Here is a 13,747-nt window from a genome sequence, read left to right as displayed (position 1 = left end):
GGTGGTGACGAGGCCCGTACGCCTTCCTGGCACGTCATCGGCTCAGTTCCTGTCGCCGAGGGTCTGGTCACCCGACGCGGGGACCAGGACCGCGGTGCCGGACCAGTCGATGTCCTCGTGCGCTGTGGCCAGGTACGGTTCGCCGTTCTCGTCCAGGGTGCCCAACGCGGCGTAGTAGCGGCCGAATCCGTACCCGCCCGCCGCGAGGGTGGCCAGCGCCCAGGAACGCAACTGCTCGCCCAGCTTCCCCGGCTCGCGACGGTCGGGCTTGACCTCGATCACGCCGAGCAGGTCGTACCGCTCGTCGGCCGTCCCGGCCTCGACCACGCGGCACAGCGAGAACGCATGCCGCACGTCTGGCTCCTGGTAGGTCCACCCACCCGAGAACGCCATCGTGCCCCCTTCGTCGACCTTGGTTGAGCTGTCCCAAGACAGCTTCGAGCAAGTTTTTGTTTATATCAACCCCCTATGTCTTGGAGTCTTCCTCGCATATAGTCTCGACGTGTCCGCCGGACTCGTCTAGGAGTAGTTGTGATGTCAGCGAAGCCGTCAAGGCCCGGTGCCTTCGCCACGAGCGTCCTCACGTCGCCCACTGTGCAGGCATGGGAGCTGGGCATTCGGTTGCGCGAGCGCCGCGAGGAGCTGGGCATGACCGCAGTGGCTGCTGGTCGGGCGACCGGCATCGCCCAGGCGTACGTGTCCGGAGTGGAGGCCGGGCGAGTTAAGCTCCCGGCCGATCGCCTGGTTCAGCTCGTGCGGATCTATGAGATCGACCCCGAGGACGCGGCTGAGTTGGAGGAGCTACGGGTCGCGGCCAGTCGACGAGCCTGGTGGCACCAGTACGCCCAACTCTTCCCCGCCGAGTTCCTGCGGTTCCTCGGTTACGAGGCAGGCGCCCAGCAGATCCGCAGCTACTGCAACGAGCTGGTTGATGGGCTGTTGCAGACCCAGGACTACGCGCGAGCCGTGATCCGAGGCGGCAACACCTACGTCAGGCTGACAGAGATGGAGCGCCGGGTCGGCGTCCGGATGGCCCGGCAGCAGCGGCTGGATGCCGAGCACCCGCTGCGGCTGACCACCGTCATCTCCGAAGGCGCACTGCGCCAGCAGATCGGCGGACCGGCGGTGATGCGCGACCAGCTTGAACACCTGGTGCAACTCGTGACCGCGCGACCGGAGCAGATCGAGGTACGGGTCATGCCGTTCACGGCAGGAGCGCATCCCGCACTCGGCGGCCCGTTCCAGATCCTCTCGTTCCCGTCGCCTCGCCTGCCCGATTTGGTCTGGCAGGAAATCCTGACCTCCAGCGACATCATCGATCAGTCGACCAGGGTGGCGGACTACTCGGTGACTTTCGAGGAGGCGCGGGAGCGCGCGTTAAGCTCGGTGGACTCGCTGGCGCTGATCCGGCGGATTGCCAAGGAGATGACGTGACTCCCCTCAACGACAACCCGAACTCGGGCTGGTTCAAGTCGTCCCGGAGTGCGAACAACGCGGCTTGTGTCGAGGTGCGGTTCATCGACGGTGCCGTGGACGTACGGGACACCAAGGATCGCGGTGGGCCGGTGCTTGCCTTCGGTGGGTCGGCCTGGTCCGGCTTCGTGACCGCACTGCGAGCCGGGTCGGACCTGCGCCCCTGATCGACGCGGCAACTGGCGCTTCCCGCTCGGGAGGCGCCAGTTCCGTCTGTGCGGACCGTGGCTGTCGGCTGAGGCTGTGGGCAGGGCGCGGCCCGAGATGTCAACCATCGTCCGCTGTCGTGAATCTGCAAGAAATCCTCAAGTTCTTTCCGGGACGAGCGTGATCCATCGACGACCGTGCGACGGTCTACCCGCCGTCGAACCACTCCTTCGCCCACGGGGACGTCGATGTTCGCCTTGCGCCGCAACGGAAACAGGCACGTCAAAGGTCTATTGAGGACAATCGCGCCGCTGGTCGCGTTCGTGCTCGTCTCGGCCCTGCTGGCCGGCACCGGGGACGCGGTCGCCGCGTTGCCGGCACCGCAGCCGGGACCCGGACGCACCGGCACCGCCCGGCCCGAGTCCGCCCCGCAGCAGCGCTGGCGGTCGGCCGGTGGGGAGAGCCACCTGACCGGCGAGCGGGTCAACCGGAACCTGCCGCCGTCCCAACGCTCCCGCTATCCGCTGCGCGAACTCGACCAGACCCCGCAGGCCGGCACCAACACGGCCTCGGTGGTCGAGCCGCCCGCGTCGACCGCGCGCGGCTTCGACCGGGCCACCAGCCGCGAACTGCCGGCCGAACGCGGCGAGTTCGAGCGGACGTACGCGAACGCCGACGGGACCACCAGCAGCGAGTTCTCCGGCGCCCCGATCAACAGGCGGCTCGCCGACGGAAGCTGGGCGCCGATCGACAGCGCGTTCGCGGCGCAGGGCGTGGACCTGCCGGTCGACCCCGGCAGCTCCGACAGCAGCATGTACGTCCAGGGCGGCGGCTCGGCCTCCGGTGGTTCGGAACTTCGGGTCGGGGCGATGTCCGGCGGCAACGCCGCCTCGTACCTGAAGTTCAACGGGCTCAGCGGCCGGTTGCAGCATCACACGATCTACGGTGTGCAGCTCCAGGTGGTCAACTACGACTCGGGGTCCTGTCGGCCGCGTTCGGTCAGCGTGCACCCGGTCACCTCCGCCTGGACGGCCGGCTCCGGTTACTCGTACCCGGGGCCGGCGGTGGGCGGGGCGCTGGCCAGTCGGTCGTTCGCCCACGGGTTCATCGCCACCGGGCAGTCGTCGTCGGCCTGCCCGGCCGCCGCCGAGCTGATCGATCTCGGGGTCGCCGGTCGGGACCTGGTGCAGCGCTGGGTGAAGGGGACCCAGGCCAACAACGGGCTGTCGCTGCGCGCCTCCACCTCGGACTCGTCGGCGTGGAAGCGGTTCGCCGGCTCCAACACCGCGAACCCGCCGAGGCTGTACGTCACGCACAGCCCGTACAACGCGAAGTACGCCATCCCGAAGCCGGTGCCGGAGCCGCCGGTGCTGCAGAACCAGAACGGCAAGGTCAAGGTCACCGTCACGAACCTGAGCGCCGACGCGTGGGCACCCGGTTCGTACTACCTGGCCTACCGGGCGTACAACTCGGTCACCGGGGCGGCGGTCGGGCAGCAGCGGGCCGCCGACCTGACCGCCACGGTGGCGCGGGGTGGGAAGGTGACGTTGGACGCCACGATCAGGGCGATGCCGCCGGGGAGCTACTTCCTCGACTTCACGATGGTGCGTACCGGGGGAGTGGTCTTCACCGACCACCAGGTGCCGCCGGGCCGGATCGTGCTGAAGGTGATCGACATCCCGCCGGTGGTGCAGGCGCTGTACCCGCCCAACGGCTATCAGGCGCCGACACTCACCCCGCAGCTCTGGGCCCAGGCGCTCGACATCGACGCGCCGCCCGGACTCGCCCTGCGTTTCAAGTACGAGGTCTGCCGCCGTGACACCGCAGGCAACCCGGTCGAGTGTTTCAACTCCGGCTACCTGACCAGTACGGCGTGGACGGTGCCGGCGGGCAAACTGCGGTGGAGCGAGAGCTACCAGTGGCGGGTGTACGTCAAGGACGCCACCACCGAGGTCGTCTCGCCGTACTCGACGGTGCTGGCGGACGTGCCGCAGCCGGAGATCGTCTCCCGGATCGCCGGTGCGCCGTACGGCACCCAGGACCGGGAGTTCGACGCCCAGGTCGGCAACTTCAGCACCGCCGCGATGGACGCCACGGTGACCACCGTCGGACCGGAACTGAACCTGGTCCGCACCTACAACAGCCTCGACCCGCGCCGCGACACCGCCTTCGGCGCCGGCTGGACGACCAGGTACGACATGCGCCTGGTCCCCGACGACGACGGCACCGGCAACGTGGTGATCACCTACCCGGACGGGCAGGCGGTCCGGTTCGGCCGCAACCCCGACGGCACGTACGCCGCACCGACCGGCCGCACCGCGACCCTGACCGCCGACAGCACCGGTTGGAAACTGGCCGACAAGGCCGGCAGCACCTACCAGTTCGCCACCAGTGGCCGGCTCAGCCGGATCACCGACACCAGCCTGCGTTCGGTGGTGCTCACCTACAACAGCGGCGACGGCCGGCTGGCCAGGGCACAGGCGGCGACCAGCACCACCAACACCGCCGGTCGGGCGCTGCACTTCACCTGGTCCGGCGCGCACGTGGCGAGCGTGCGTACCGACCCGGTCGACGGCACGGCGCTGACCTGGAACTACACCTACACCGGTGACCTGCTGACCCGGGTCTGCGCGCCCGGCGACGTCTGCACCGGCTACGCGTACGCGGCCGGTTCGCACTACCGCAGCGCCGTGCTGGACTCGCGGCCGGAGTCGTACTGGCGGCTCGGGGAGGACGAGGGGACCGGCGCCGGCAGTGAGGTGGCGCTGAACCTCGGCCGGGACGCCGGCACGTACCGGAACGTCACGCTCGGGACCGCCGGGGCGTTGGCCGGTGGGGCCGGCACCGCCGCCACGTTCAACGGCACCTCGTCCTCGGTCGAGCTGCCCAAGGGCACGCTGAAGAAGAGCCGGGACGGGGCGGTCGAGCTGTGGTTCAGGTCGACCACCACCGGCACCGGCGGACCGCTGCTCGGTTACCAGGACAAGGCGCTGGGCGGCGCGTCGACGCTCGGCGTACCGCTGCTCTATGTCGGCACCGACGGCCGGCTGCGCGGCCAGTTCCGGACCGCCGGGGTCAACCCGATCGCCTCGGCGGGCCCGGTCAACGACGGCCGGTGGCACCACGTGGTGCTCTCCACCATGTCCGACACGCAGACCCTCTACCTCGACGGGGTGAAGGCCGGCGAGCTGACCGGGAAGGTGCTCGACCACTCGACCCTGACGTTCAACCAGATCGGTGCCGGGTACGCCAGCACCCCGGCGTCCTGGCCCGGCTGGGGGAGCACACCTCAGCGGCACTTCGCCGGGGTGATCGACGAGGTGGCCCTCTACTCCCGCCCGCTCGGCCCGGCCGCCGTCAGCGCCCACCACCGGTACGGCCTCGGCCAGGCCGACCAGCTCACCACGGTCACCCTGCCCAGCGGCAGAACCGCCGCCACCGTCGCCTACGACGTCAACCTGGACCGGGTCGCCGAGTACACCGACAACCACGGCGGACTCTGGAAGATCGGCGCCCCGGCGGTCTACGGCGGTGACGACGACCTGCGCCGCAGCGTGCAGGTGCTCGACCCGGCCAACCGCCCCCACCTGTACGAGTACGACGCGCTCGCCGGCCGGCTGCTGCGTACCGGCACCCCGCTCGGGTTGGAGACCCGACCGGAGGACCGGCCCACCCCGCCGACCCCGACGCCGTCACCGCCGCAGGAGGTCTGCTCCCGGCCGGACCCGGCCGACCCGGCGTTCTGCACCATCATCCCCGGCGGCTCCGGTGGCCCGGTATTCGTGTCGCATCCGCTGGACGGGATGGCGATTCGCACCTTCTCGTACGACGACAACGGGTTCCAGAACGTCGTCACGAACGAGAACGGCGACTCGGTGACGATGACCTTCGACAGCCGGGGCAACGTCACCTCGCGCAAGACCTGCCGGACCAGCACCCAGTGCTTCACCAGCTACGACAGGTACCCGGCGACGGTGACGAACCCGTTCGACCCGCGTAACGACCTGCCGATCGAGAGCCGGGACGGGCGGTCGGCGAGCGCCACCGACAACACGTACCGGACCACGTTCACGTACCACCCGTCGGGGCAGCTCGCCACGCAGACGAACCCGGACGGCAGCTCGGTCGGCCACACGTACAGCAACGGGGCGGAACCGGCGGCCGGCGGCGGCACCGTGCCGGCCGGGCTCGTGCTCACCTCGACCGACGCCCGAGGCAAGGTCACCAGGTACGGCTACACCGCGCACGGCGACCTGGCCCGGACCACCCAACCCTCCGGCCTGGTCGTCAACAGCACGTACGACCCGCTCGGCCGGAAGATCACCGACACCGAGATCTCGGACAGCTTCCCGGCCGGGGTGACCACGACCTACACCTACGACCCGTTCTCCCGGCCGGTGGGCACGACCGAACCGGCCACCACCGACCCGGTCACCGGGACCCGGCACCAGCAGCGGTCGTTGCAGACCTACGACGTCGACGGCAACGTGACCCGGGTCGACGTGCAGGACCTGCTCGGCACCGACACCGCCCGCTCCACCACCTGGGAGTACGACGAGCACAACCGGCCCGAGCGGGTCACCGACGCCGAGGGTAACGAAACCGCGTACACCTACGACCGGTTCGGCAACCGTACGTCGATGGTGGACCCGGCCGGGAACCGGTACGACTACGCGTACACCGCCCGCAACGACATCGCCGAGGTACGGCTGCGGGCGTGGACCGGTGACCCGGCCGGCGCCCCGCCCACCGGCGACTACCTGGTGCTGCACTCGTACTCGTACGACCTCGCCGGGCGGACCGCCAGCGACACCGACGCCATGGGCCGGCGGCTGGAGTACCACTACTACGGCGACGACTCGCTGCACCGGGTGGTGCTGAAGAACTTCCGCGACCCGGACGGCGGCACCCGTGACCACGTGGTCGAGGAGAACACCTACGACGGCGCCGGCAACCTGGTCCGGCAGGTCGCCGGCAACGGTCGGGTGGTCACCACGCAGACCGTCGACCGGGTCGGCAAGGTCCTGACCAGCGTCTCCGACCCCGGCGGGCTGGACCGGACCACCAGCTACAGCTACGACCAGAACGGCAACGTCCTGCGGGCCAGCACCTCCGGCAAGCCGTCGAACGTGCCGTGGATCATGCCGACCGCCCCCGAGGTCGTCGACTACGTCTACGACGACAGCGGCAACGCCGTCCGGGAGACCGCCAGCGACGGCACCACCACCCGGACCACCACCTACGCGTACGACCAGCGCGGGCTGCTGGTCGCCGAGACCGACCCGCGCGGTAACGTCGCCGGGGCCGACCCGGCCGCGTACACGAGCAGGTACGGCTACGACGAACTCGGCCGGCAGATCGCCGTACGGGGTCCGGCGGTGGCGGCGGAGAGCGGCGGGCAGGCGGCGGCCACGGTCACCCCGACCCAGCAGTTCGGCTACAACACCTTCGACGAGCGGGTCGCCACCTCCGACGAGCTGGGCCGGGTCAGCCGGGCGACGTACGACCGGGTCGGCCGGCAGGTCGCCCTGACCGCGCCCCGGTACTTCGGGCCCGGCACCCTCGCCGAGATCACCCCGACCGTCACCTCCCGCTACGACCCGCTCGGCAACGTGGTCGAGGAGGTCGACCCGCGCGGCAGCGTCACCCGGTACGGCTACGACCAACTCGGCCGGATGACCGTACGGGACGAGCCGGTCCGTACCAACGACGAGCGCGCGGTGTGGCGGTACGAGTACACCCGTACCGGTGAGGTGCTGTCGGTGACCGACCCGACCGGTGCCCGGACCGAGTCCACCTACGACGACCTGGACCGCCAGCTCACCGCGACCCAGGTGGAACGCCGACCGACCCTGGACCGGCTGACCACCCGGTACGGCTACGACGACGCGGGCAACCTGACCGAGGTGACCAGTCCGACCGGCGCTCGCAGCCTGTTCGGGTACGACGCGGTCGGTGAGCTGACCCGCAGCACCGACCCGACCGGCACCGCCGTCCTGTACGGCTACGACCACGCCGGCCGGCAGGTGCGCACCAGCGACAGCCTCGGCCGTACGTCGCAGCGGATCTTCGACCCACTGGGGCAGGTGAGCAGCGAGTCCGACCTGTTGCCGGACGGGACCGTGCTGCGGACCGAGCGGTACCGCTACGACCCGGCCGGCAACCTGACCGCCTCCGTCGACCCGTTGGGCGTCACCACCACCTACGCCTACGACGCCGCGAACCAGCTCGTGCAGCAGGTCGAGCCGGTCGACCCGACCACCTCGATCAGCACCGGCTTCGGTTACGACGCCGCCGGGAACCGCACCCGGTACACCGACGGGCGCGGCCACAGCACGATCTTCACCGTCAACTCGCTCGGCCTGCCCGAGTCGGTGATCGAACCGTCCACCCCGGCCCATCCCGCACCCGCCGACCGCACCTGGACCGTCGCGTACGACGGCACCGGCAACCCGATCCGGATGGTCTCGCCCGGCGGGGTGGTCCGGCTCCAGTCGTACGACGCGGCCGGTCGGCTGGAACGGGAAACCGGCGACGGCACGAACTCCGGCACCGCGACCCGGCAACTCGGCTACGACCCGCTCGGCCGGCTCACCTCGGTCAACGCCCCCGGCGGCACCGACACCTTCGGCTACAACGACCGGGGTGCGCTGCTGAACGCCGCCGGCCCGTCCGGCAACGCCAGCTTCGGCTACGACCGCGACGGCAACCTGTCCAGCCGTACCGACGCCGCCGGTTCGGCGGTCTTCGGCTACCGCAACGCCCGCCTCGACACCGTCCGCGACGGGCTCACCGGCACCACCCAGACCCTCGGCTACGACGCCGCCGGTGCGCTGAGGACGATCGACTACGGCTCCGGTCGGGTCCGTACGTACACCTTCGACGACCTGGGCCGGGTCGCCTCCGACACGCTGCGCAACGCGACCGCCCGGACCGTCGGCGCGACCAGCTACCGCTACGACCTCAACGACCAGCCGACCGGCAAGACCACCACCGGTACGGCCGGCGCCGGGGACAACACCTACCGGTACGACCAGGCGGGCCGGCTGCGGGAGTGGACCAGCGCGACCGGCACCGTCGGGTACGACTGGGACGCCTCCGGCAACCGGATCCGGGCCGGGGCGAAGACCAGCACCTTCGACGCCCGGAACCGACTGTTGAACGACGGCGACTACAGCTACGCCTACACCCCGCGCGGCACCCTGGCGTCGAAGACCAGTTCCGGGCTGACCGAGACGTTCGACTTCGACGCCTTCGACCGGCTCATCTCGGCCGCCGGGCAGACCTACGCGTACGACGGGCTGGACCGGGTGGCGTCCCGCAACGGGACCGGCTTCACGTACGCCGGACTCGACGACTCGATCGTGGCCGACGGCACCGAACGGTACGCCCGGGGTGCCGCCGATGAACTGCTCGCCGTCGCGGTCGGCAGCGAGAAGCAGGTGGCCCTCAGCGACCAGCACGGTGACGTGACGATCGGGTTCGACCCGGCGGACACCGCACTGGCCGGGACGGGCGACTCGACCGCGTACGACCCGTTCGGGGTGGTGACCGCCCGTACCGGCGACACCGGCAACCTGGGCTTCCAGGGCGACTGGACCGACCCGGTGACCAGCCAGGTCACCATGGGCGCCCGCTGGTACGCCCCCGACACCGGCGCCTTCACCTCCCGCGACAGCGTCGACTACGTCGAGGGCGACTCGATCCTCGCCAACCGGTACGTCTACGCCGCCGGTGACCCGCTCGGCTTCACCGACCCGGACGGCCACTGGCCCTCCTGCGGCTGGTGCAAGAAGGCGGCGAAGAAGGTCGGTGGTGCGATCAAGTCCGGGGCCAAGGCGGTCGGTCGCGCGATCAGCACGGCGACGAGTTACGCCTGGTCGGCGATGCGGACCGCGGCCAGCTACGCCTGGTCGGCGATCAGGACGGCGGCGTCGGCGATCTCCTCGGCGGCGAAGTGGGTCTACAGGAAGGCGAAGGCGGCGGTGCGCTACGTCGCCAAGAAGGTCTCCGCCGGTGTCCGCTGGGTGGCGAGCAAGGTCGCCTCGGCCGGGGCGGCGGCGGCCCGCTGGGCGCAACAACGCGCCGAGGAGGTACGCCGGGCGGCGGCCGAACGGGCCCGGCAGATCACCAGGGTGGCCAGGGCGGCCGTCGCGTACGCGGCGAAGCACAACCCGCTGCCGGCGATCCGGGCCGCGCTCAAACCGCTCGCCTCCGGCCTGAAGACCCTCGTGTCGGCCGCCGCGCACCTGCCGGCCACGGTGCTCGCCGTCACCCGGGACGTGGTCGCCGACGTGGCCAAGTCGGTGGAGGTGATCTACCAGGCGGCGGTGAAGGTGGCCGGCAACGTGATCGAGGACGTCTCCCGAGCCGTCGACGCGGTGGTCGACCTGGCCCAGGCGGCAGCCCCGTACGTCAAGGCCGGGTTGAAGATCGCGGCCGACGCGGTCGGCGTCACCGACCTCGTCAACTGCGTCACCAAGGGGGACCTGGAGGCGTGCGCCTGGACGGTCGCGACGGTCGCCGGCACCCTCGCCGGCGGGGTCGGCGGCGGCGCGGTCCGGGCGGCACGGGCCGGGTCACTCGCGGCCAAGCACGCCGACGAGGCCGTCGACCTGGTGAAGGCGGCCAAGGGTGCGAAGGGCGCCAGCAGGTCCGACGGCGCGGTGAAGCAGCTCGCCTCCTGCCCGGTCAACAGCTTCACCGCCGACACCCGGGTCCGGATGGCCGACGGCAGCGCCAGGCCGATCGCCGAGGTCGGGGTGGGCGAGCAGGTGCTCGCGACCGATCCGACGACCGGGGTCAGCGGCGCCCGTACGGTCACCGACCTGATCATCGGTGACGGTGAGAAGAACCTGGTCGAGGTCACCGTGGACGACGCCGGCACCAGCGCGTCGGTCACCGCCACCGAGGGCCACCCGTTCTGGGTGGCCGGCGAGCGGCGCTGGGTCAAGGCCGGCGACCTCCTGCCGGGGCAGCGGATCGAGACCGCCGACGGGGTTTCCGCGACCGTCCTGGCCAGCCGGAAATGGACCGAGCGGGAGCGGGTCCACAACCTCACCGTCGACGGGCTGCACACGTACTACGTGGTGGCCGGCGGTCGGGACCTGCTGGTGCACAACGACGAGTGCCCGAAGCGGGGCGCCCTGGACCGGGTGACGAACCTGGACGACATCGACTCGCAGCTGGGCCGGGTCCGGGCCGAGGACACGCACGAGATCGTCGGTGTGCCGAACCCGCAGAAACCGTTCAGCCGGGGCGGCAACCGTGGCGACCTGCGGCACAACCAACCGGAGATCATCCGCTACACCTCGGACGCGCCGAGCAGCGGCAGCAGGGGGAGGTTCGTGGTGTTCAAGGTCTTCCAGATCCTGCGCGGTGCCATCAAGCACGGAAACCAATAGGGAGGTTCACTTGTCCAGAGCAGAGCTCCATCGGGTACGACCGGTACGACTGCTGGCCGTACTGGCGGTGCTGCTGGCGGCGGTGGCCGTGGTGCTGACACCACGACCCGCTCCGGCGATGGCCGACGCCGCCGGGGTGGGCGGGGACTTCGTGGCGTTCCCCACGCCCCGAGCGGTCCTCGACACCCGTACCGGCATCGGCGGGGTGACCGGCGTACGCGGCCCGGCCAGCACCACCGCGTTCCCGGTGCTGGGGGTCAACTCGATCCCGGCCACCGGGGTCAGCGCGGTGCTGGTCCGGGTCGCAACGCACAGCCCGACCGCGACCAGCTACCTGACCGTGTACCCGGACGGCACCACCCGCCCCGGCACCTCGAACATCAACGTCACCGCCGGGCAGAACATCTCCAACACCGCCATCACGAAGGTGGGGGCCAACGGCAGGGTCGCCGTCTACAACAGCGCCGGCAACACCGGCATCCTGATCGAGGTCCAGGGTTACTTCACCAGCACTCCCGGCACCAGCGGCGGTGGGTTGGTGCCGATCCCGCAGACCCGGATCTTCGACACCCGCAACGGCACCGGCACCACCACCGGGGCGATGGCGGCCGGATCGAGCCGTACCTTCACCGTCACCGGCGCGGTCGTACCGGCCGGCGCGGCGGCCGTCTACGGCACCATCACCGTCGGCGGCGCCACCGCCGCCGGCTGGCTCGCCGCCGCCCCGGCCGGCACCACCACCGGCGTCGGCCTGCTCAACTACGAGGACGGCGCGGCCACCAACAGCGGCGCCACCTTCAAACTCGCCGCCGACGGGCGGGTCACCCTGAGCAACAAGGGGACCAGTGCGGTCGACGTGTTCATCGACCTGAAGGCGTACTTCGGGGCCAGCCCGACCGCCGGCGCCGGGTTCCGGCCGGTCAACACCCGGCTGTACGACAGCCGCAACACCGCCCAGGTCGGCGCGAACGCCACCGTCGACGTGCAGGTGGCGGGCACCAACGGGCTGCCGCTGCGCGGAGTCGCCGCGGTGGCGGTGGACGTCGAGTCGAACAGCACCGGTGAGGGTGGCTTCCTCAAGATGTGGGGCGTCGGCGACGTCGAGGCACCGAACTCGTTCGCCAACCGGGCCGCCGGCATCACCCGCTCGGCGCTGTCGTTCGTGAAACCCGGCACCGACGGCAAGATCCGGATCCGGAACTCCAGCAACAAGCCCGCCAACCTCATCGTCGACCTCCAGGGCTGGTTCGCCGACCCGATCCCCCCGGTCCCGGTGGCCCAGTACGCCCCGACCACCGTCCTGCAGGGCACACCGCCGGCCGGCGCCACCGCCAGCATGGTCGAGTACGCCTACGTCGACAACATCGGCCGGGTCGTCTCCGGGCACCAGACCGACCCGGACAACTTCGGTTCGGTGCAGTGGACGGTGCTCTCCGGCAACGAGGCGCTCACCGGTCGCCCCGCCCTGACCCAGCTCAGCGACGGCCGGGTGCAGCTCGCCGCGCAGCACACCGGCAGCAACATCTGGGTGAGCAGCCAGACCGCCGCCAACGCCGCCACCTGGAAGTCCTTCTCCGACGTGGGCGGCTCGCCGGCGTCGACACCGGCGATGACCCGACTGACCACCGGCACGACGGTGCTCTTCGCCGTCGATCCCGACGGCAGGCTCTGGGCGTACGCGCAGACCGGGACGGTGCCGTACTGGCGCAACCTCGGTGACCAGAACCTCGTCGGTACGCCGGTGCTGGCGGCCGTCAACGGCGGCGTACAGGTCTTCGGCGTCGACACCACCGGGACGGTCAAGACGATCAGGTACGCCACCGACGGTGCCGTCTCGGCGTGGACCAGCCTCGGCGGCTCCGGTGCGACCGGGACCCCCTCGGTGGTCCTCTACCCCGGTTACCGACTCCGGGTCTTCGTACGCTCCGCCGACGGCACTATCGCCACCCTGCTCCAGGACGCCACCGGTGGCACCTGGCCGGACACCTGGACCCGGGTCGGCACCCTGGCGGCCGCCGGTGCACCCGCCGCGATCCTCGACCCGGTGCTCGGCCGCACCGCCGTGGTGGTCCGGGGCACCGACAACACGATCTACCGCAGTTTCGAGACCGCGCAGGGGACCGGCGTGTTCGGTGAGTGGGCGCCGGTGTTCGACTTCCCCGACCCGGCCGCCACCGATCCGACCGTCGCTCCGCTGACCAACGTCAACGGTCAGACCTGGATCATCGTGTTCCGCACCGTCAACAACGCCAGCCGCGTGTACGTCGCCAGCGACCTCCCCGCCGCCGCGTCGTCTCCCACCGCTTCGTCCGCCACCCGTTCGACCGGTGCCGACCGCCAGCGTGCGGCCGACCCGGACCCGCGGCAGGCGATCGACGTACCGGCCCGGACCTTCCGCGCGGTAACCCTGCCCACCCCACCCCCACAGAACTAACCAACCCACCCGCCGTGCATTCCCGCCCGTAGAGCCATCGGGGGCGGGCGGGAAGCCACAGCGCCCCCTCACACACCCTCCCCCGAGGGCGCCTCATGTAGAGAATGTGTCGTTATCAGAGGGGAAATTCGCACTCTTTCTCTACAAGAGTGGGGATCTTGAGGGTGGGGTGGGGGTGGGGGGAATGCGGCGAGGGGGGGGGGGGGGGGGGGGGGGGGGGGGGGGGGGGGGGGGGGGGGGGGGGGGGGGGGGGGGGGGGGGGGGGGACGGGGGGGGGGGGGGGGGGAGG

Annotated in this window: 5 protein-coding genes; 4 read left to right on the top strand and 1 reads right to left on the bottom strand. The window is 71.1% G+C overall.

Annotated elements, in window-relative coordinates; all coding sequences use genetic code 11:
* Positions 1-42: 42 nt before the first annotated feature.
* The gene (locus ACZ6QQ_RS17285; RefSeq protein WP_465877324.1) at positions 43-354 is read right to left on the bottom strand and encodes a hypothetical protein; all 312 of its coding nucleotides are present in this window, start codon (positions 352-354) and stop codon (positions 43-45) included.
* Between the two features lie 180 nt (positions 355-534).
* On the opposite strand from ACZ6QQ_RS17285, the gene ACZ6QQ_RS17280 reads away from it, so the two are divergent.
* From ACZ6QQ_RS17280 to ACZ6QQ_RS17265, 4 genes are all read left to right on the top strand, one after another.
* Positions 535-1,434: a helix-turn-helix domain-containing protein gene (locus ACZ6QQ_RS17280; RefSeq protein ID WP_465877323.1), complete on the top strand. Its 900-nt coding sequence runs from the start codon at positions 535-537 to the stop codon at positions 1,432-1,434.
* A complete protein-coding gene (locus ACZ6QQ_RS17275) occupies positions 1,431-1,640 on the top strand; it encodes a DUF397 domain-containing protein (protein ID WP_465877322.1) in 210 nt (69 codons plus the stop codon). Before ACZ6QQ_RS17280 ends, ACZ6QQ_RS17275 begins: the two co-directional genes overlap by 4 nt.
* Positions 1,641-1,913: 273 nt before the next feature.
* Positions 1,914-11,024 carry a LamG-like jellyroll fold domain-containing protein gene (locus ACZ6QQ_RS17270; RefSeq protein WP_465877321.1) on the top strand — a complete coding sequence of 3,037 codons (9,111 nt, stop codon included), beginning with the start codon at positions 1,914-1,916 and terminating at the stop codon, positions 11,022-11,024.
* A 10-nt stretch (positions 11,025-11,034) separates the two neighbouring features.
* Positions 11,035-13,458, top strand: coding sequence for a DUF8189 domain-containing protein (locus ACZ6QQ_RS17265; RefSeq protein WP_465877319.1), 2,424 nt, complete (start codon positions 11,035-11,037; stop codon positions 13,456-13,458).
* Positions 13,459-13,747 lie beyond the last annotated feature (289 nt).

This window comes from Micromonospora sp. NPDC049529 (assembly GCF_055586685.1).
The sequence above is the reverse complement of the archived record's forward strand: the minus strand, read 5'-3'. Positions and strand labels throughout refer to the sequence as shown.